The sequence below is a fragment of the Rufibacter ruber genome, assembly GCF_014138425.1.
Lineage (GTDB): Bacteria > Bacteroidota > Bacteroidia > Cytophagales > Hymenobacteraceae > Nibribacter > Nibribacter ruber_C.
The window spans coordinates 484,264-506,555 of the sequence record NZ_JACJIQ010000001.1; the positions used below are offsets into that span (position 1 = coordinate 484,264).

The following is a 22,292-nucleotide window of genomic DNA, read 5'->3' on the forward strand; positions in this document are numbered from 1 at the left end:
CCTTTTTGTCGCACCATAGCGCTACTATGCTGCTCAAAAAACGCTATAGAAGAACCTTGCGCTCCCCGTTTTCACTTGCAAAATCAAAATGTAAACAAGCTCTAAACATGCCCTTAACCAGTTGCACCTTTAAATCTGATGTAGATCATGTCTTGGCATGATGCCCATCATAGGTGCTACCAGAAGGCCTTGGTTTATTTGTGCATCACATTTCCTATCAAAGAAAGCAATCATGGAAACTATCTTATGCCCCGTTGATTTTTCTGACGCCGGAGTAAATGCGGTCAGGTATGCCAATGAACTTGCCCAGCGCATGAAGGCGCAAATAGTGCTTTACTATAACCTGTATGAGCCAAGCGTGCTGGAAACCACTCTGGACGCAGGCGCCTCTTCTGTGCCCTTGAGAGACGAGCAGGTAGAGCGGTCAGTGCAGGGCAAGCTGGAGTCACTTAAGAAGGTGTTTGAAGACGAAGAACAGGGGGAGGCGGTGCCCTTCCAGATCAAATTGAGCCATGGGGTTACCCGGGAAGCCATTCCGGAAACCGCCCGGCAATTGTGGGCTGACCTGATTGTCATGGGCCATGAAGAGGCAGAGGGCCTGGAGGAAATTGTACAGCACTCACTTGCGGCCCACGTAATAAAAGAAGCCGCTTGCCCGGTACTCATCATTCCGGTGAAAGCGGCCTTCCAACCGGTCCGTAAAATAGTGTTTGCCACTGATTTAACCGGAGAGCCCTTTGGTGATGTTTCTTTTGTCTCCAGAATTGCCGGTCTGTTTGGGGCGGAAATCATGTTCCTGCACATTTTGACAAAAGATTCCCCAGAAAAAAGGGAACAGGCGCAAAGTGCGTTAGAGGCAATTCGGGAACGCTTGGCATACCATAACGCCTCACTCCATGTAGTGGAGGAAGCCCAGGTAGAAGAAGGAATCAGCCGGTTCTGCCGTGACCACCATGCCAACATGCTGGTACTGGGCTTTCACCCAAGAAGTTTCTGGCAGCACCTTTTGCCAGGAAACTACACCCAGGAAATGGCCTGCCATACCTATTTGCCCATGCTGCTGGTGCATTTCAGGCGTTAATCCCTCCCTTACCCCTCTGCGGCAGTGCTCTCAGATACCTCTCCCTGCCCTGCTGTTTTCCTTTCAGCAAAACCACGCCGTGCCCCTGGAGAACGTAGGGGCGGTAGCGCTTCTTAAGAAAGCCGCCTTTGCTGAGTGACCTGTTTTACTGCCTATACTTCTCCAAAATAATGTATCATGAAAACGTACACTCTTCCATTCTCTGAAATCAACCTGCAGCACCTGCCAGTGGTGGGCGGGAAAATGCCTCATTGGGTGAAATGTTCCATCACCTGTCTAGCCTCCAGATCAACATTCCGGACGGTTTTGCGACAACAGCTTGGGCGTACCAGCTATTTTTAGAGGAGAATGGGCTTATCCCGGAGATTGAGGGGCTGTTAAAGGACCTGGATACACAGGAGTTTTCTAACCTGCCTGCCATTGGGCACCAGATTCGCACCTTACTTCTACAAAGCCACCTTCCTGAAGAGGTTGTCCAGGCCATTAAGGTTTCTTACGGGAAATTGTGCGCCCAATATGACCTGCCCATACAGGTGGCTGTCAGGAGTAGCGCCACGGCAGAGGATCTGCCAAGTGCCAGTTTTGCGGGCCAACATGAATCTTACCTGAACGTGTCTGGGGAGGCAGATGTTCTGGCTGCCTGCCTGCAGTGTTACGCCTCCCTCTTTACAGACCGGGCCATCAAGTACCGGCATGACCACGGGTTTGAACACCTAAAGGTGTACCTCTCCGTAGGAATTCAGAAAATGGTGCGCTCGGACCTCGCCAGTGCGGGGGTTTGTTTCACCATAGACCCTGAATCTGGTTTTGAGAAGGTGGTACTGGTAACCGGCAGCTGGGGTCTGGGGGAAAATGTTGTGCAGGGTGCCGTGAACCCAGATGAATTCTGCGTGTTCAAGCCCACACTGCGGGAGGGTAAAAACGCCATCATCAACAAAAAATTAGGCAGCAAAGCCCACACCATGGTATATACAAACCCTGGTGAACAAGAAGGCCGCCGGATTATGAACGTGGAGACTCCTTTAGCCCAACGGGAGAGGTATATACTGGAGAATGCCGAGATTACCCAGATTGCCAACTGGGCCCTGAAGATTGAAGAGCATTACGGCCAACCCATGGACATTGAATGGGCCAAAGACGGTGTTACAGGGGAAATCAGCATTGTGCAGGCGCGCCCGGAAACCGTTCACAGCCAACAAGGGAACGCCCTGAAAGTGCACACCTACACCCTACTGGAGAAGGGCCCTTTGCTGGTGAGCGGGAAAGGGATTGGGCAACGCATCATTAGCGGGGTGGCCAGAATCCTGGATTCGCCCAAAGACGCCGCGTTACTCCAGCCCGGCGAGATATTGGTCACCGACATCACCACCCCTGACTGGGACCCCATCCTGAAGAAAGTATCAGCCATCATCACCAACAAAGGAGGCCGAACCAGCCACGCCGCCATAGTGGCACGTGAAATGGGGGCACTGGCCGTAGTGGGCTCAGGAAATGCCACTGAGGTTCTACAAGATGGGCAGCTGCTCACCATCTCCTGCGCTGATGGGCAGAATGGGCTGGTATACGCCGGCAAGCTGGCCTGGAAGGAAGAGGAGCTTGACTTCAGCCACCTGGCCAAACCAAAAACGCAGACCATGCTCATCTTGGGTGACCCGGACAAAGCGTTTCAATACGCTGCCTATCCCAACGATGGGGTAGGGTTGATGCGGCTTGAGTTCGTGATCAATGACAGTATTCAGATACACCCCATGGCGCTGGTAAAGTACCATGAGCTGCAAGATGAGAACGCCAAAGCCCTCATTGACCAACTCACCCACCATCACCGCAACAAAGAAGACTATTTTGTGGAGAAACTGGCCCAGTCAGTAGCCACCATAGCCGCGGCCTTTTATCCCAAAGACGTGATTGTGCGCATGAGCGATTTTAAAACGAACGAATATGCCAACCTGATTGGGGGGAGGGAGTTTGAGCCTGTGGAGGAAAACCCTATGCTGGGCTTTAGGGGAGCGTCCCGCTATTACAATTCCCGGTACCGTGAAGGGTTTGGGCTTGAATGCCGGGCCATGAAAATGGTGAGGGATGACATGGGACTCACCAATGTGAAGGTCATGATCCCGTTCTGCCGCACGGTGGCCGAGGGCGAGAAGGTACTGCAGATGATGGCAGACTACGGTTTGCAGCGGGGGCACAATGGCCTGGAGGTGTACGTGATGGCTGAGATTCCCAGTAACGTGCTGCTGGCCCGGGAATTTGCCCAACACTTTGATGGCTTTTCCATAGGCTCTAATGACCTGACCCAACTCACCCTGGGCATAGACCGTGACTCCTCAATTGTCAGTGACTTGTTTGACGAAAACAATGAGGCGCCCAAAGCCATGATTTCAATGGTGATTAAGGCCGCCAGGGAAACGAACACCAAAATAGGCCTCTGTGGCCAGGCACCTAGTGACTTCCCCCAATTTGCCTCTTTTTTAGTGGAAGAGGGGATTGACAGTATCTCCTTTAACCCAGATGCCCTGCTCAAAGGCATTGAAAACATTCTTGCCGCAGAAGAATCCAGGCAATCAAGGTTTACGGAACAGGTGCGGGAAGAGCCAGATGGGCGCGTGTTGGCCTAAGGGTGCCTGCGCAACCCCTGATGCCCACCCCTCCAGTGCTCTGCCACCTGTTTTACATAGAACCTGTTTAGAGTTTTTATTTAGCCGGCCTATCATTCATTCTATCTGGCTACAGCGTAGGCTGATGACCATGTTTTGGGCCTGTTTTCTGAAAAACAGGCCCAAAACAGAAGTTATATGCAACTAAGGACACCCGCAGAGTGCTTGCGCCTGAGACCAAGGGGAAAACTCTAAACAGCTTAAAACCTAAAACAGGTGGCAGACTGAGTGAGGTTGCCATTTTTGAAGCTGGTTAGGGTGTGTTTATAATTATCTTTTTCGCTGCAAATAGGTTCTGATAAGCGTTAAAGGTATTTTTCCCTCTCAGCTCAACTTTAGCTTATAAAACTGGGGTAATTTGCCTATTGCCTCCTGTATAGGGTGTTTCTGATATTTGCAAGCCGTGGCTTCAACCTGCTTTGCAAAGATAGAGGCTTTCAGTAATCACTATTTTGACAGTTTACCCGTTCGCCCCCCTTTGAAGGCCCGGGACGCTCACCCGTGCAGAGCAGGTTGCTGGTATTGCACTCCTGAAGCCTCTCGTTATCTTCAATTACCCATGGAATCCGGTTCTTCTCCGGCCCTCATCATCCCGGGCCTTCAAGGGGGGCGGTTAAAAGAAATGCAATTGGCAAAAATTGTGAAGTTGAAAGTAGGGCTTGGAAAGGTATAAGAGCTTGTTTACATTTCGTTTTGCAGCGGAAAAGACAAATTTACACAAGCTCTAAATAGCTTCCTTGAATCAGGAAGATAAACCTATTTTTGTTCAGCCTCTTATAACAAATATAATAGTAGAATGAAACAGCGTTATCTCTATGCGTTTTAGCCTTACTTTCAGGAAAACAGGTCAAAAACAGACTCTTCCGCTCAACTACCAGTATGAACTGGCCTCTTGGATTTACAAGACCATTCACCGGTCAGACTCTGCCTTCGTGTCTTTTCTGCATGACAGAGGCTACCTGGCCAACGGCAAAGGGTTCAAGCTGTTCACTTTCTCTAACCTGAAACTCCCCAAATTCCAGATACAGGGCGACCGCCTTTTGCTGCAAGGCGATACGCTCTCTTTGCAACTTACTTTTGCTTTAGAGCAATCTGCGCAGCATTTCATACAAGGGTTGTTCCAGCAGCAGCGGTTTTCTCTTGGTGACCGGCAAAGCCAGGTAGACTTGGAGGTGCAGCAGATTGAGGCCATGCCTACTCCCACGCTGGCAGAAGGCAGCCAGTTGCGGTTTAGGACACTCTCACCGTTGTGCGTGAGTTCCAGCCGGGAGCATTACGGTAAAATCATGCCGCTGTATCACCACCCAGCTGATGACGGCTATGAGAACCTGTTGCTCCAGAACTTGCTAAACAAGTACACAGCAGCACATGGACATTTCCCTTTACCACCTCTCCGGCCCGATGGGGAATTCGCATTCAAGGTGCTCTCAGAACCAAAATCCAGACTAGTAACCATCAAAGCCAATACACCGCAGGAAACCAAAGTACGCGGCTTCCTCTTCGATTTTGAATTGCAGGCCCCAGAGGCATTGCTGCAGCTGGGGTACGCCGCCGGGCTGGGGGAGAAGAATAGTTTGGGGTTTGGGTGTGTGGAGGTGGTGGGGTAGTAATCTAGTAGGCTCTACTAAAAATCAGGTATTTCCTGTGTTGGTATTGCATCTAAAGGTGAAAAATTATATTATTAATTACATATTCATCACTCATCTCCATGTCAACTTTAATAATCACCAAGAGCCAGGGAAAAGAAGCGGTCAATCTTTTATAAGAAGGTTGATAATAACGCGGCAGGTAATATTTTAGGTTATCTGTCCACTGGCATGACGGTAGCTCATATTTTGGAAGCTTTGCCAGAGCCACTTAGAGAAGATGTGGCGGAGGTTGTTGAATATGGAAGAGATGAAATGATTTAGATGATAGATATTAATTAGTAGATTCAATGATTAAAGAAATTACAGAATTTGTAAAGGAGCTCCCTCCAGAGTTCAAGAGCCTAGGTGCCAAGCCAAAGGATGGATTGCACATTCTTCTGAAAATACAGGAGAGTAAAGAAGGGGGGATAACAGTCGAGAATGATAAGGCTGAATATGAGTATTATCTTAAAAAGAAAAGAGAAACCATTTCTCCTTTTTTAAAGCATTGTATAATACTTCAAGAGTTATCATGGACATTAGATTTTGAAATCAAACCTTATTATCAAAAGTGTTTTGATTTGCCTGAAAAAGGAATTCTATCAATTTCTCCATACTGTTTTTCAACAAAGAGAAAATCGCTTAAGGATGGAACGAAGTATGATAAAGACAAGAGGAAAATTAATGAGCGTGTTGAGCGATATTTTGCAAATACTAAGAAATTAATAACTGATATTAAGAGTGACGAGTATCGTAAAGCGTTATTAAATTATCTTTCTAATTGGAGCAGTTTTGAAAACTTTCTACTGACCATACCTGAATTTGCAGATATGGGGGAAGAAGAACATGTTATTTTGTATTTAGACCTACCCATTGGTACTTATGATGGTGCCTATTCGCAGTACCTGAATAGCTATATCTTTAATAATAAAAAAAGGTTCTATGGTGAAGGTGAAGAGTTAGGAGTAAGTAATTTCTTTAATGGTTTTAATGAAGATAAACCTTTTCTTAAGCATTGTACATCACCTTTTGATTACTCAGGGCTAATAAACAAGAATACTGCTAAAGAATTGAAAGAATTTAAGGATTTGCTTAAACAGGAAACCCTTCCTAATCCCCTTCCTGTTTTTGTGTTTGGAGATGAGTTGCAGGATGAAGCAATCAGAGTTTTTAAGACCTCTGCAGAAGATGGGGTTAGAATCGGGTATCAGGCTATCATTGAGAAATTGTACAAAGAGCATAAAGATGAATTAGGCAATTATTACCTTCTTTTCTATGACCAAAGAAAAGGAGAAATCAAAGACTTTGATTTCATTTCCAAGTTTGAATATGAACTGAAGGATGAAGAAGGTGAGGCTTGGGAAATAAGAGATTGGTTTTCTATAGATTATAAAAGGAATCTGGAGAATGTATTTGACATACAACACACAATTATAGATGCGGTGTTTGGAAAGTCAATTGTTGAAAAGACCAAAACAGGTATCTATTACCGATACTTTGGTGATATAGAGAGTAAATCAGTAAGTATTCTAGTGCTTGCGCAGAGTTATCGGCAAGCGTTTTATGATTTCATTTATAAATCAAAGCGGCAGGCGGTCACGCAGCATACATTCAACCACATTTTACAGACCAGTGTGCTTGAAGATGTGCGGCTAGATGAAATCAAGAATAACCACCATTCCCATGAACGAAATATCCGGCAGAAATTAAATATCTGGTTCAGTCTATCTGAAAAATTTAACCTCCACCAAAACAAAGCAAAAGAAACAATGGCTAGTAAATTACAAGAGCACCGAGCTTTTATGAGAGCCCTCGCCAAGGGCGAAGCATCTATTCAAACCGATGACCAATACGCTTTTGCGGTAGGTCAGGTAATTTACTATCTGCTAAGTAAAAGCAGAACCGCAGACAGAAGCTATAAAAGGTTAGAACCTTTCTTGCAACAGGTGCACGCTGCTGAGCTGAATAAAGCCATTGCCCGTCTTTTTGATACATATAAGCATGAGACGTTTTCAAACAAATTTAGAAACCCATTTGCTGAGGTGATGGATTATGAGACTAAGAAAAACCTGCGTGATATTATGCCCTCAATGCTGGCAGGTATTTTTTCCAAAAATGAGCTCTTCAGTGATAAGGAGTACCAGGAAGTGGCCGTGCAAGTAGAAGAAGAGGAATCAATTGCTTAATCTAAAACTATAAAGAAAATAAATAATGAGTACTTCATTTAAAAACAGAGTATTTGGCTGCGCCATCATTAAATCCATCAACTCTAACTACAATGCTGATTTCTCGCATCAGCCCCGTACGTTGCCAGATGGTACAGTTTACGCCACTGACAAGACGTTGAAATACAGCGTGCGCAACTACATGACAAAGCATTACCCCGAAGAGAAAATCTTCTATTTTAAAAGTCTAAGCGCTGAGATGCAGCCCAGGGATTTAAAGCAAACTTATATAAAATACTTTGGCGAGTTTCCTAAGGTTGACAAAAAAGAGGCTGTGAAAGCCAGAAAGGTAGTTCTAGAGAACCTGCTGAAATGCATTGATGTACGGTTGTTTGGAGGCACGTTTGCCGAGGAAGGCGCCAATCTTTCCCTACATGGCACGGTGCAGTTCACACACGGGGTAAACCGTTTTGTGGAAGGCATCATCTATTCAGAGCAAATTTCCTCTCCGTTCAGAAACTCCAATGAAAAGAGTGCTGAATCTATGCAGACCACGCTAGGTACTCAATTCAAATTAAAGGAGGGCCACTATGTACATCACCTGTCTGTGAACCCAAGAAACCTGGAAGATATGGCTGCGGCGGTAGGGAGCAATGGCGTAACGGCTGATGATATTACCAAACTGAAAGAAGCCCTTTGCTGCGGTGTTACCTTTTATGACTCAGCGGCTAAGGCTGGTACAGAAAACGAACTGTTGCTTTGGGTTCAGTTAAAAGAAGACTCTAAACTGGTGCTGCCTTCTTTTGTAGAACTGGTGAGCATAAACGCTGACCGTGCTATAGATTTGAGCAAAGTGAGCGATGTGTTAAACAAAGAGCATGTGCAAAGCCAGATTGAAAAGGTAGAACTCTACTATAACAAAGCCATTACCAACGTGCTACACTCGCCTGCCAACGCGGTAGAACTGGAGTTGTGCTAACACACAAGCTACTCCGGCTCTTCTATGGCCGGAGTAGTCTTTTCTATTTTTTCTCTTCTATACCATATTCTATACATGAGCCAGGAAAAACTAATATCCATTGACTTACGGGGTGACTTTGGTTTTTTGAAGAAACCAGATTACAATGAAGGCATGCTGCTGTCTTATAACATGCTGCATAAGCCCGCCCTGCTCGGTATTTTAGGTGCCATCATAGGTTTAGGTGGATATCAGAAGAAAGGAGAGCTGCCGGAGTACTATCAGGTACTCAATGACATACCCGTTGGCATTGCACCCTTAGAGGGCAGTCACGAGAAGGGTAACTTCATTAAATCATCTGTCAAGTACTCTAACACCGTTGGTTACGCCAACAAAGACGGAAACCTGCTGGTAGAGGAAACCATGCTGATTAAACCAGCTTACCGCTGTTTTCTTCTGTTAAATCTTGAGAAGCCCGCACAGGCAAAGCTGTATGATTATTTAAAAACTGGGCAGGCAGAATTTGTGCCTTATTTAGGGAAGAATGAATACCATGCCTGGTGGTTAGACGGGGAGGGGAATATCACATTCAGAGAATATGAGTTCCAGCTAGAGGCTACTTCATCATCTGACCTTAAAATTCTTACTGCTTTTAGAAAGACTATCACCTTAAAATATGAAAGAGTGGAAGACGATTTTATGTCGGCTAGCAATCCATTTGAGTTTGTATTCACCCCTACCTCCTTTGCATACTTTGAGCGGTTGCCCGCCGGGTTTCATGCCCAACTGTTCCAATACCACCTGGAAGATTTTACATACTCCAATTTCCCTTTGAAAAAGGGGGTGCAGTTGCCTAATCTTTATTTTTTGCCAGAGCTGCAGGGGTATGTCCAACTCGCTTAAATCCGTTGCAGAAATCAGCAAATCTATTCCGGCACTAGGAGAGTGGTTAGTTGGGGCAGAAAGGTATCTAGCCCATACTCACTCAGCCAAAGAGTCAGAGAAGTTTGCGGCGCATGTGATGCTGGTTGATAGCTACTTTATGCAGTTGTGCCAGGTGCATGGCCTTGACTCTATAATTGATAAGTTAATTACAGCGGTGGTGGAGCTGAATTTCCAGGAATCAGAGCGAGCTACGTTAGCTCAAACCCTGAAAGTGCTTTTTGTACAAGCCATTCATTTCCATGACTTCGGGAAGGTAAATGAGAACTTTCAGGCAGACCCGAAGAAGATGAATAATCCGCTGTTCAAGGTGGTGCCTGACAATCTTCTGGGTTCTTCGCATTCAGCATTGGGAGCGTATCTTTTTGTGGTTACCCAAATGAATGAGACGGTGCCACCTAAGATGAATTTAAGTAATGAGGCATGGACAAAACTGAATACGCTGATCCTGTTATTTTCGTACTGCATTTTTAAACATCATGCACCAGAGTTAGCAGAACCTGTTGCCGGGGAAATTTCTTTCAAGGAAGAGGTAAAAGCCATGAAAGAATACCTGAAGCTGTATCAGTTTAAGGTACATCCTGGTTTAGAAGAAAAGATGCCGCCTATGTGGCAAAAGCAATATTTTGACAGGTTTGACAAAATATTGAAAGTAGAATTCCCGCTCTTTGCTCTGCTAAAGTTACAGTTTTCATTGCTTACCGGCGCAGACTATCTGGCTACCCATGAGTACATGGCAGATACTCCCACCACAGACTTTGGCGTATTCAGCAGTAGAGAAAGAATTACTAAAATCACGGCAAACCTGCGCTTCTACAAGCACAATAAAGCTACATTTGATAGTTTAGCTGCTTTCCAGTTCGAGCACCCAACAGAAAAATCTTTCAGTAATCTGAACCAGCTCCGCACGGAAATGGCGGTGGAGTTAATCCAATCGGTTAGGCGGCACCCAGAGAAGAACCTGTATTATATAGAGGCGCCAACTGGAGGGGGCAAGACTAACTTGTCAATGATTACCGTGACGGAGTTGTTGGAGCAGAACCCAAGCCTTACCAAGTTTTACTACGTTTTTCCTTTTACCACGCTCATCACCCAAACCTATAAAGCCCTGCAAGAGACGCTAGGTTTACAACCCCATGAGCTGGTGCAGCTACACGCAAAAGCTGCTTTCCAGAGTAAAGAAGAAGCCAGCAAAGACGGGGAGTACGGCAATGAGAAAAAAGACTTCATAGACAATTTATTCGCGCTTTACCCGGTCACGGTGCTTTCACACGTGAAGTTCTTTGACATACTCAAGTCTAACCGGAAAGAAGTAAACTATCTTTTGCACCGCATAGCCAATTCAGTAGTCATCATTGATGAATTGCAGTCTTACAATCCGGCTATCTGGGATAAGATGCTGTATTTTATCAGCCAGTATGCCGAGTGTTTCAACATAAAGTTTGTGTTGATGTCGGCTACCCTGCCTAAGATTAGTGCGCTCAACATTGGGCTTTTTCACCAGCCCCATTTTACAGACTTACTGCCTAATGCCAAAAGGTACCTGCAGAACCCCAACTTCGCAGAGAGGGTTACCTTCAGGTTTGATTTATTTGACCAGGAGATAACCCAGGAAAGTCTGGCTGCTTTTGTGCTGCAAAAATCAGAGGTATATGCCGCCTTTAATCAAAAGCATGCCTCCGTCCATACCATTGTGGAGTTCATCTACAAAAAGTCAGCTTCAGAGTTTCAGCAACATATACATAACCAGCCCCATTTTTTTGATGAGGTGTTTGTGCTTTCCGGCACCATTCTGGAACCAAGGCGCAAATTCATCATCAACTTTCTGAAGAACCCTAATAACCGTTCTAAAAACATTTTGCTTATCACTACGCAGGTAGTGGAAGCCGGCGTGGATATTGATATGGATTTGGGTTTTAAGAATGTTTCATTGGTAGACAGTGATGAACAGCTGGCCGGTAGAGTGAACCGAAATGCAGACAAGGCCACCAGCGAAGTTTATCTCTTTAAACTAGATGATGCCAAAGTACTTTACAAAGCTGATGAAAGATTTAAGGTAACCCGAGACAAAGAGAAGCTCAATCAGGAGCAATATGAGCGGGTGTTGCGGGAAAAAGATTTTGAATATCTTTACAATGAAGTGTTTCTGAATCTGAATAACAAGAATGCCTTGCCTTACGCAGACAACTTTAAAGGAGATATTTTATCGCCGCTAAAAAGATTGAGCTTTAGGGAGATAAACGCTAACTTTAAAATAATAGACCAGCAGAGTGCGTCTGTTTTCGTACCCGTTGCTCTTGGGGTTTCTATAGGTGATGAGGCTTCTGGTACCACAGAAGCAGTTTTCACTGGAGAAGAGTTGCGGTTTTTAGAACGACATGGAAGTTTCTCTTTCACAGACGCAGAAGTGGCGGGCCGTAAAGTATGGGAATTATATGTCTCTCTGATTCAAAATCAAAGCAAAGGCTTTCATATCAAAGAGAAAGTAAACTTTAAAATTCTGCAGAGTATCATGGCAAAGTTTACTTTCTCTTTGGTTTCCTTCTCAAAGATGATACCCAGGCTGAAAGAATTTTGCCTGAATGCAGACCTCACATATGGCTATTATTACCTGCTTCATCATGACCAGGTGTACTCAGAAGAAGCAGGCTTGCTAGAAAACCAGTTTGACGCTGTAGAAAACTACTTCCTTTAAACTCTTGCACCCATGCCCGTCAACGCCACCCTCATCAACCTGTACCACATTTGCCACCGGGAGCTGTGGCTGCATGCCAAGGGCATCAGGATGGAGCATACCTCAGACACGGTGTATGAGGGCAAACTCATTGGCAATACCAGTTACCAGCAGCGCCCCGAAAAGTACACTGAACTGGAGATTGGCGGCAGCAAGATTGACTTCTATGATGCCAGAAACAAGGTGGTGCACGAGGTGAAGAAATCAGACAAAGCCGAGCGCGCCCACCTGGCGCAGGTGAAATATTACCTTTGGCTGCTGGAGGAAAACGGCGTAGAAGGGGCTACCGGCATTCTGGAATACCCCAAGCTCCGGCAGACCGAACAGGTGGTGCTTACCGATAAGGATCGCTCCGATATCATGGACTGGCTCACCGACATTGACCTGATACTGGCGCGCAAAGAGTGCCCTGGCCTTTTGAACAAACCCATCTGCCAGCGGTGCAGCTACTTTGACTTCTGCTACTCTGCTGAAAGCGGATAAGGTTGAGGGCATACTTAACAGGAGGAAAGCTGTTTTGGACCTGTTTTCAGAAAAACAGCTCCAAAACGCATAGAACCGTTTCCCCATGCAAGGAAATAAAGAGGAGTCATTTGATTTTGAACAAGCCGTTTGTCTCTTCGGCGGCTATTAGTTGGCTTTACCTGTTACCTATGAAAAGAAGTTACTACCTCTTCAATCCTGGCCGCCTGAGCAGGCAAGACAATACCCTCAAATTCACGCCTGTGGGCGAAGACGGGCGGGAGGGTACGCCTAAATACATTCCGGTGGAAAGCGCGGCTGATTTCTACTGTTTCGGGAGTCTGGATGTGAACAGCGCCCTGCTCAATTTCCTGGGTAAGCAGCACATCAACGTACACTTCTTTGACTACTATGAGCATTACACGGGTTCTTTTATGTCCAAAGAGTACCTGCTGGCGGGCAAGATGCAGATAGACCAGACGCTGCACTACCTTAACCCGCAGGAACGCATTGAGATTGCCCAGAAGTTTGTGGAGGGAGCCGCCTTTAACATGCTCAAAAACCTGAAGTACTACGCTAACCGCGAACGCGAACTGTCTACCGAGATTGCCGCCATTGAGGAGTTAAGTACGCAAATCAGCTCTACCACCCAAGTACCGGAACTGATGGGCATTGAAGGCAACATCAGGCAAGTGTATTACCGTGCCTTTGACATCATTGTGAATGACTTCATGCTGGAGGGGCGCAGCAAACGTCCGCCTGCCAATGAATTGAATGCGCTTATTTCGTTTGGGAACATGCTATGCTATGCCGTTTGCCTTGGTCAGATTTACCACACCCAACTTAACCCCACCATCAGCTTCTTGCATGAGCCAGGGGCGCGGCGGTATTCCCTGGCCCTTGACCTGGCCGAAATATTCAAGCCTATTCTGGTAGACCGGCCTATCTTCAAACTTTTAAATAAGCGGGAACTGCAGGCCAAAGACTTTGACAACAAGCTCAACAGCTGCGTGCTGAAGGAAAGCGGAAAGAAGATTTTTGTCAAAGCTTTTGAGGAGCGGTTGCTGGAAACCATTAAACACCGTACCCTCAAAAAGAGTGTGAGTTACAAACACCTCATTAGGCTAGAGTGCTATAAATTGAGCAAGCACCTGCTGCGCATAGAAGAATACAAGCCATTCAAAATCTGGTGGTAAGAGACTGGTACGGAATGCATAACACCTCTGGTCCAGCGCCCCCACACTTTAAACACCAACAGAATGTATGTAATTTTGGTATATGATATAGGGGAACAACGCGTGGGACGTATGCTGAAGCTGTGCCGCCGCTACCTGAATTGGATTCAGAACTCGGTGTTTGAGGGTGAGATCACAGAGGTGAAGTTGAAAGAACTCAAGCTGAGGGCTACTCAAATTATGAACGACGAGGAAGACAGCCTCATCATTTTCTCCACCCGCGACGAAAAATGGCTGGACAAGCAAGTGCTTGGAAAAGAGTTAAATAGCTTGGATAATTTTATCTGAAGTTGTCAGTGGGGTTTTTCTAGGGAGGTTGTCGTTCCTAGGACCCCGTCTTTTTGACCCATTTCTGCGAAAACAGGCCAAAAACGCGGTTGTCAGTCTCCCAGTAAAATCATAGCATTCCCCACCGACGCTTCCAAGGCACCATTCATTAACATTTTTAGGTCTCCCATACCACCATTACGTTCTAGAAACGCTATTTTTACATGCCATATCAAACGGCTTCTAATCGCACCAAAGTGGAATTGAAATTGTCTTCCACCGGATTAAGGCCGTCCGCAAAATGCCCTTCTAATCGCACCAAAGTGGAATTGAAATAATGTTAGCTTGGCACCAGGCTGACATCTCGCGCAACTTCTAATCGCACCAAAGTGGAATTGAAATTCTTGTCTATGGCAACGGAGCTGGCGGGATGACCGCCTTCTAATCGCACCAAAGTGGAATTGAAATTGGGAAAATTAGAAACGCTCTTAGATAAGGAGCGCGACTTCTAATCGCACCAAAGTGGAATTGAAATCCTACTACCGATATTCTTATTACGAATGATCAGGGAGGCTTCTAATCGCACCAAAGTGGAATTGAAATTCTTCTGCTTAGGGTTGCTGTTGCCCCAAACATTGAACCTTCTAATCGCACCAAAGTGGAATTGAAATCTGAGGAGATGATCGCCACCCTCACCTCTGCGTCTACTTCTAATCGCACCAAAGTGGAATTGAAATGCTTGAAGCGGCCAATATCACCTGAAACCATTTTGGCTTCTAATCGCACCAAAGTGGAATTGAAATGGGGTTGCGTAAACCGGAATGGTTTCTAGGGTTTTATACTTCTAATCGCACCAAAGTGGAATTGAAATGAATTACCCCTAGACCTTGTATAAACCTCTACCTCCCTTCTAATCGCACCAAAGTGGAATTGAAATAAGTAAGTATTACCGGATGCTATAGGGTTAGTGTTGGCTTCTAATCGCACCAAAGTGGAATTGAAATGCCACATCGTTGATAGGCTTCACCCGCACCGTGCCCGCTTCTAATCGCACCAAAGTGGAATTGAAATTTTGATGAAGCACCTTGGGCAAGCAAAGAGGGCTTTCTTCTAATCGCACCAAAGTGGAATTGAAATAAAGCGCCAGGAACAGCTCCCCCCAGCTCAACCGGCCTTCTAATCGCACCAAAGTGGAATTGAAATGCATAACTGAAACGGCGGTTAGTGGGAGGCACATTACTTCTAATCGCACCAAAGTGGAATTGAAATGAGGGTTTGAAACAGCAGTACGGCGTTTTGGGCTTTCTTCTAATCGCACCAAAGTGGAATTGAAATTCCCAAAGGGCAACACGGCCATATTTGTCCTGGTGCACTTCTAATCGCACCAAAGTGGAATTGAAATATGTGCTTTAGATCTTCCCTGGGCAGTTTACGCTTAACTTCTAATCGCACCAAAGTGGAATTGAAATAAGACCTTTACGGCACACAAAGAATAACCAAGTACGGCTTCTAATCGCACCAAAGTGGAATTGAAATTTGTTAGGCAATTTAACCGCCTTTTCGGTGGTGCTTCTTCTAATCGCACCAAAGTGGAATTGAAATAACGCTTAGATATAGCCGTAGATGGACGTGAGTATGACTTCTAATCGCACCAAAGTGGAATTGAAATCTGTATTTTGGATTATATGGAGCGCACCGCCTACTGCTTCTAATCGCACCAAAGTGGAATTGAAATCGCCAGAGCGCATTAAATCATTGGTGCAGCTGCAGCCTTCTAATCGCACCAAAGTGGAATTGAAATGTATGAGCCTTTTACCTTTGTTCTCCGTGAGGGTAAAACTTCTAATCGCACCAAAGTGGAATTGAAATCGAATTTAAATATATGGACGTAAACGCGCAGTTGAACTTCTAATCGCACCAAAGTGGAATTGAAATAAAGAAAACATGAAAGGAGTATTGTTTTGACTTTCACTTCTAATCGCACCAAAGTGGAATTGAAATTCGTTTAAATAGGTGTTTTTTATAGCGTAATCACACTGCTTCTAATCGCACCAAAGTGGAATTGAAATGCATCCAACGAGCTTACATCTTCGCCTACCTGATAGGCTTCTAATCGCACCAAAGTGGAATTGAAATAGGATCTCGTGCGGCAGCTTGTCGTTGTCGCCGTACTCTTCTAATCGCACCAAAGTGGAATTGAAATTGTTCTACTCCATTTATGAAAATATAGCATTAGAGGCTTCTAATCGCACCAAAGTGGAATTGAAATTTTGGCTAAACAACCAATAACCAATAAACCTTTACTCCTTCTAATCGCACCAAAGTGGAATTGAAATCGGCCACACTCTACACAGCGACAGACGGGGAGGTGACTTCTAATCGCACCAAAGTGGAATTGAAATATTAGCACTAATATAACAAGGGTAATTAGTGCGGCCTGCTTCTAATCGCACCAAAGTGGAATTGAAATTTCCTTGGTAACGCAATTAACGAGGACGATGCGCTGCTTCTAATCGCACCAAAGTGGAATTGAAATCAGAAGAATGGTTGCTGAAGGCGGGGTTTGAGAAGACCTTCTAATCGCACCAAAGTGGAATTGAAATAGTGCGGAGGAGCAAGCGGTAATAGTAGACCGGATGCTTCTAATCGCACCAAAGTGGAATTGAAATTATTATTAGTTGTTTAAAGTTCTAAATTTCATAACTCTTCTAATCGCACCAAAGTGGAATTGAAATTTGACAATGATAATGGAACCGTTTTCAACCCTAATGCTTCTAATCGCACCAAAGTGGAATTGAAATACCTGGAGCCGATTATAAAAAATGCCAACCTGGTACCTTCTAATCGCACCAAAGTGGAATTGAAATATGACCAGATTACAGGAACCGTTAACGTAGATCAGACTTCTAATCGCACCAAAGTGGAATTGAAATAACCCGAACGAACTGAAAGCGGGAGCTTCCAACACGGCTTCTAATCGCACCAAAGTGGAATTGAAATAAGAAAGGCACGGCCCCGGCGAACACCTGCACGCTGCTTCTAATCGCACCAAAGTGGAATTGAAATTCAAATCCAGTTCCTGGAGTTCATTGGAGTTTTTAATGCTTCTAATCGCACCAAAGTGGAATTGAAATAACATAATCGCATGATAATGGGGGCGAAGGTTTTTACTTCTAATCGCACCAAAGTGGAATTGAAATCAGAGAAGGTGTCAAAGATGCCGTTCAGTCCGCCGCCTTCTAATCGCACCAAAGTGGAATTGAAATCCGATGGCGTCCCCAACGTTGGAGAAGAAGTCGCCTACTTCTAATCGCACCAAAGTGGAATTGAAATTGCCTCAGTCTTTAAATTCCAGTTCCTGGCCGGTGACTTCTAATCGCACCAAAGTGGAATTGAAATTCCAAGTTGTCTAACATTGGTGTTCTTCGCCGCCGTGCTTCTAATCGCACCAAAGTGGAATTGAAATAACCCGTTCTGGCCCCTGACCTGTACGAGGAGCTGGACTTCTAATTGCACCAAAGTGGAATTGAAATGCGGGGGCATGGGCGAGGCCAACCCTACGGGTGACTCTACTAATCGCTGAAATCTGTGGCAGAGCGGGGTGAGGCGGCTGACCTTGGCGGCTTCTAATCAAGTCACAATAAGGATAAAAGCGTTTTGGGGCTGTTTTCAGAAAAACAGCCCCAAAACGCTTTCCTTCAAACAGGCAGTACTACTACAGGTTCAACGTTCCCGCAATTTCCTTTAAGGCAACTTCGCCTATTTTGGCTAAATATTGCGCGTTGCTGTACCGCACGGTAGCGTTTACATAGTTCAGCTGCGCATCCCTAACCTCCATAGTGGTGATGCTGCCCAGGCGGTATTTCTCCATGGTAATGTCCAGGTTTTGGCGGGCAATGCGCTGGTTGTTTTCCTCCAGGCGCACCAGGGTCAGGTTGGTGAGGTAGGTCTGGTAAGCAGAAGCCAGCTGTGCGTTCAGGCTTTGGTTGACCTGTTCCAGTTGCAGTTGCGCACTGTTGATCCCTATGTTGGCGTTTTGCTCCAGCCGGCGCTGGTTAAACCCGTTGAAGAGGTTGATAGAAGCATTCACGCCGTAAGTAAGGCCGTTCCCCGTGGAAAGTGTGGAGAACCCCAGAGCTGCCCGGTTTCGGGAGAAACTGTACCCGGTGGTCACCCCTAGGGTGGGCAGACGGCCCGCCCGTACCTGTTTGGCTTCCAGTTCGGCTATTCTTCTGTTGAGCACGGCCGCTTTGAGGGCGGGGTTCTGCTGCTCTACCTGCGCAGACAGTTGACCAAGGGTGAGTTGGTCATCTATGGTAATGCCGTCTGCTACGCTGAAGTTGGTATTCACGTCACGGGCCATGATCTCGTTCAGCCTGATCTTGGTGTTGCGGTACAGCTCCTGTTGTCTTAACAGGTTGGTGGTGTCAGTGTTAAAATCAACCTGGGCATTCAATACCTCTAGGCGGGCGGCTTTTCCTATCTGGAACCGGTTTTGCGCTAACTCTACCCTGAACCTGGACAGGGAAACGGCGGTGTCATAGGCGCGTAACTGCTGTTGCTGCTGCACCAGCTCGTAGTAGGTGCTGATCACATCACCCACGCGGGTCAACACCGTCTGCTGCAGGTTGGCCTCGCCCAGCTTTTCCAGTTCCTGGAGCTGCTCATACCGGGCAAACATCCTGAACCCGTCAAAGACAGTCCAGGTAAGCCCCACCCCGTAATTCAGGTTGGAGCCACGGCCCCAGCTTACTTCCCGCACATCTCCGTTTTGTTGGGTCTGGGAGTTGTTCTGGAGGGTGTTGGTATTGTTTAAGGTGCCGGTAACCGCTGGCAGCATGCCCGCGTTGCCGCGGCTTACGTTGTTTTCGGCAATGCGCTCGTCATTGCTGGCGAGTTTAATGTCATAGTTTCGTTCCAGGGCAATTCTAACGGCGTCTTCTAAGGTAAGAAGTTCCTGGGCCTGCACCTTTCCCGTGCAAATGAGGAGGGAGAGGAGTAGAAGGCCCAGGAGCCTGCTTTTATGGTATGTCATCTCTAAAATTGATTCAGGAATTAAATTAATGCGCCACCGCCTTCTCATACTCTTCAATATGGTCAAACTCTGGGTGGTGGGTACGCTCCCGTGACCACATGGCATAGATGGCCGGGATCACAAACAGGGTCAGGACGAGGGAGAAGATGGTTCCGCCCACAATCACAATCCCCATGCCCATGCGGCTCTGTGCGGCAGCCCCCAGGGCCAGCGCAATGGGCAAGGCGCCCAGGGCAATGGCCAAACTGGTCATGAGAATGGGCCGGAGACGGGCTTCAGCGGCTTCCAGAATGGCTTCCATTTTAGGTTTGCCCTCTTCGCGGAGCTGGTTCGCAAATTCCACAATCAAAATACCGTTCTTCGTTACCAGGCCAATCAACATGATGGTCCCAATCTGGCTAAAAATGTTCCAGGTCTGGCCAAACAGCCACAGGGACAGCATAGCCCCGGCCACCGCCATCGGCACCGTTAAGATAATGATGAACGGGTCTATAAAGCTTTCAAACTGCGCCGCCAGAATGAGGTAAATCAACAGCAAGGCCAACCCGAAGGCGAACATGGTGTTAGACCCGCTCTCCACAAAGTCACGCGACTCCCCGCCTAGGTCAGTAGAGAAGGTTTTGTCCAGTACCTGGTCCCTGATGCGGTCCATGGCGGCAATACCGTCGCCAATACTCTTGCCCGGGGCCAAACCGGCCGAAACCGTGGCCGACAGGTAGCGGTTGTTGTGGTACAGCTGCGGCGGACTGCTACGCTCTTCCATCTTTACCAGGTTGTCCAGCTGGATCAACTGGCCGGTAGAGCTCCGCACGAACAGGGACGTTAAATCCATTGGGTCATTGCGGTCTGGGCGGTCAAACTGGCCCATTACCTGGTACTGGCGCCCGTTCATCAGGAAATACCCGAAACGCTGGCCGCTCAAAGACAGCTGCAGCGTCTGCGCCACGTCAATCACTGACACGCCCAGGCTTTGCGCCTTCTCGCGGTCAATGGTGATGTTGATCTCAGGCTTGTTGAACTTCAGGTCCACATCTGCCATGGTAAAAGTAGGGTCATTGTTGACCGCCTCCATGAACTGGGGCACCTTCTCCTGCAGTTTCTCAAAGTTGGGTGCCTGAATAATGTATTGAATGGGTTGCCCCCCGCGGCGGTTCACTGAGATGGTAGGCTGCTGGGTCACGTTGGTACGCGCCTCTGGGTACCGCCTCACCAACTTGTTGAGGTAATCTGCAACGTCGGCCTGGGAACGCTCCCGTTCTTCTGCCGGTTTCAGGGCCAGGCGCATCATGCCGCGGTTCACAGAACCAGCCCCGCCAAAGCCAGGCGAGGTGATGACCAGGTTCACCTGTTTTTCAGGGATGGAATCATTCACCAACTGGGTCAGCTCCTCCATAAAGCGCTCCATGTACTCATAAGAGGCTCCTTCCTGGGCGGTAGAGATTACCCGCAGCATGCTGCGGTCATCATAGGGGGCGGTTTCTTTCTGCATGGTGGTGTAAAACAGCACAATCAAACCCAGACACACGGCAATGATGGGGAAACTCACCCACTTCCGCTTCATAAAAGAGCCCAGTGATTCAGCGTAGCTGCTGTTCATTTTCTGGAAGAAGGGCTCTGTCCAGTCATAGAATTTTGAGCGTTTGTGGGTGCCCCCTTTCATCAGGTAGGCGTTCAGCATGGGCGTTAACGTCAGGGAGACAAAGGCAGAGATCAATACGGCTGCGCCGATCACCACGCCAAATTCCCTGAACAGCCTGCCCACAAACCCTTCCAGGAAGATGACCGGCAGGAACACGGCCGCCAACGTGATGGAGATGGAGATAACCGCAATGAAAATCTCATTAGAGCCTTTGATGGCCGCCTCATTGGGAGACATGCCTTCTTCTACCTTCTTGTAGATGTTCTCTGTCACCACAATCCCGTCATCTACCACCAGACCCGTAGCCAGTACAATAGCCAGCAGGGTCAGAACATTGATGGAGAAGCCGCACAGGTACATGATGAAGAACGTGGCGATCAAGGACACCGGGATGTCAATCAACGGACGGAAGGCGATACCCCAGTCCCTGAAGAACAGGTAAATGATGATAATCACCAGCACCAGGGCAATCAGGATGGTTTCGGCTACCTCGGTCACAGATTTCTTGATGAACACCGTGTTGTCCATCACAATGTCCAGCTGCAGGTCTTTGGGCAGTTCGGTTTTCAGCTTTTCAAACTGGTCATAGAAGTTGCCGGCAATCTCCAGGTAGTTGGTGCCCGGCTGCGGGATAATGGCCATCCCCACCATGGGTTTGCCAGATTCCGTCATTTTGGTTTCCAGATTCTCCGGACCTAGTTCGGCCCGGCCAATGTCACTGAACCGGGTAATGGTTTCGCCCTTAGAGGAAAGAATCAGGTTGTTGAATTGTTCTGCAGTAGAGAGGTTCCCCAAGGTTCTAACGGTAAGCTCTGTATTGCTTCCGCTTACTTTACCAGTAGGCAGCTCCACGTTCTGGCGATTCAACGCAGTGCGTATGTCTCCCACGGTTAAGCCGTACGAGGCCAGTTTCATAGGGTCCAGCCACAGGCGCATAGCGTACCGCTTCTGCCCCCAGATCTGCACGCTACTCACCCCCGGAATGGTTTGCAGGCGCTGGGAAATCACGTTCTCTGCGTAGTCAGAAAGCTGCAGCTGGTCCCGCACATCGCTTCTTACCGTCATGGTGATGATGGGCTCAGAGTCAGCATCGGCTTTGGAGACAACCGGTGGGGCGTCAATGTCTTCTGGCAGGCTCCTCACCGCCTGAGACACCTTGTCCCGCACGTCATTGGCCGCCTCTTCCAGGTTTTTCTCCAGGTTGAACTCAATGTTGATGTTGCTGGAGCCCTGGTTGCTGGTAGAGGAAATGTTCCGGATGCCGTCAATAGAGTTGATGGCCTTCTCCAGGGGCTCAGTGATCTGAGATTCAATGATGTCTGAGTTGGCCCCGGAATAACTGGTGCGCACAGACACAATGGCCGGGTCAATAGAGGGGTATTCCCGCACGCCCAGGAACGTGTACCCAATCACCCCGAACAGCATCAGGAGCAGGTTGAGCACAATCGTGAAGACCGGGCGTTTTATACTGGTGGTGGATAAACTCATT

Annotated in this window: 12 protein-coding genes and 1 CRISPR repeat array; of the genes, 10 read left to right on the forward strand and 2 right to left on the reverse strand. The window is 47.2% G+C overall.

The window, feature by feature from the left end:
• Window positions 1-232: 232 nt before the first annotated feature.
• From FHS90_RS01935 to cas2, 10 genes are all read left to right on the forward strand, one after another.
• Entirely contained in the window at window positions 233-1,081 is an 849-nt protein-coding gene (locus FHS90_RS01935) for a universal stress protein (RefSeq protein ID WP_066837384.1), read from the forward strand.
• A gap of 260 nt (window positions 1,082-1,341) precedes the next feature.
• Window positions 1,342-3,699, forward strand: coding sequence for a phosphoenolpyruvate synthase (ppsA, locus tag FHS90_RS01940; protein ID WP_220482958.1), 2,358 nt, complete (start codon window positions 1,342-1,344; stop codon window positions 3,697-3,699).
• A gap of 854 nt (window positions 3,700-4,553) precedes the next feature.
• Window positions 4,554-5,345 carry a CRISPR-associated endoribonuclease Cas6 gene (cas6, locus tag FHS90_RS01945; protein ID WP_182511356.1) on the forward strand — a complete coding sequence of 264 codons (792 nt, stop codon included), beginning with the start codon at window positions 4,554-4,556 and terminating at the stop codon, window positions 5,343-5,345.
• 329 nt (window positions 5,346-5,674) lie between these two features.
• The gene (locus FHS90_RS01950) at window positions 5,675-7,552 is read left to right on the forward strand and encodes a hypothetical protein (protein WP_182511358.1); all 1,878 of its coding nucleotides are present in this window, start codon (window positions 5,675-5,677) and stop codon (window positions 7,550-7,552) included.
• Between the two features lie 25 nt (window positions 7,553-7,577).
• On the forward strand, window positions 7,578-8,510 hold the full coding sequence (locus FHS90_RS01955) for a type I CRISPR-associated protein Cas7 (protein WP_182511360.1): 933 nt from the start codon (window positions 7,578-7,580) through the stop codon (window positions 8,508-8,510).
• A 75-nt stretch (window positions 8,511-8,585) separates the two neighbouring features.
• Window positions 8,586-9,392 carry a CRISPR-associated protein Cas5 gene (gene cas5, locus FHS90_RS01960; protein WP_182511361.1) on the forward strand — a complete coding sequence of 269 codons (807 nt, stop codon included), beginning with the start codon at window positions 8,586-8,588 and terminating at the stop codon, window positions 9,390-9,392.
• A complete protein-coding gene (gene cas3, locus FHS90_RS01965; protein ID WP_182511363.1) occupies window positions 9,376-12,126 on the forward strand; it encodes a CRISPR-associated helicase Cas3' in 2,751 nt (916 codons plus the stop codon). The genes cas5 and cas3 overlap by 17 nt, the downstream gene beginning before the upstream one ends.
• A gap of 12 nt (window positions 12,127-12,138) precedes the next feature.
• On the forward strand, window positions 12,139-12,648 hold the full coding sequence (gene cas4, locus FHS90_RS01970) for a CRISPR-associated protein Cas4 (RefSeq protein ID WP_182511365.1): 510 nt from the start codon (window positions 12,139-12,141) through the stop codon (window positions 12,646-12,648).
• 170 nt (window positions 12,649-12,818) lie between these two features.
• Window positions 12,819-13,823: a type I-B CRISPR-associated endonuclease Cas1b gene (cas1b, locus tag FHS90_RS01975; RefSeq protein WP_182511367.1), complete on the forward strand. Its 1,005-nt coding sequence runs from the start codon at window positions 12,819-12,821 to the stop codon at window positions 13,821-13,823.
• A gap of 63 nt (window positions 13,824-13,886) precedes the next feature.
• Entirely contained in the window at window positions 13,887-14,150 is a 264-nt protein-coding gene (gene cas2 / locus FHS90_RS01980; RefSeq protein ID WP_182511369.1) for a CRISPR-associated endonuclease Cas2, read from the forward strand.
• 219 nt (window positions 14,151-14,369) lie between these two features.
• Window positions 14,370-17,662: direct repeats of the CRISPR family, unit length 30 nt; unit sequence CTTCTAATCGCACCAAAGTGGAATTGAAAT.
• Window positions 17,663-17,844: 182 nt separating this feature from the next.
• Here the strand turns inward: cas2 and FHS90_RS01985 are convergent.
• Both FHS90_RS01985 and FHS90_RS01990 read right to left on the reverse strand, forming a co-directional pair.
• Window positions 17,845-19,164, reverse strand: coding sequence for a TolC family protein (locus FHS90_RS01985; RefSeq protein WP_182511371.1), 1,320 nt, complete (start codon window positions 19,162-19,164; stop codon window positions 17,845-17,847).
• 25 nt (window positions 19,165-19,189) lie between these two features.
• The gene (locus FHS90_RS01990) at window positions 19,190-22,291 is read right to left on the reverse strand and encodes an efflux RND transporter permease subunit (protein ID WP_182511373.1); all 3,102 of its coding nucleotides are present in this window, start codon (window positions 22,289-22,291) and stop codon (window positions 19,190-19,192) included.
• Between the last annotated feature and the right edge of the window lies 1 nt (window position 22,292).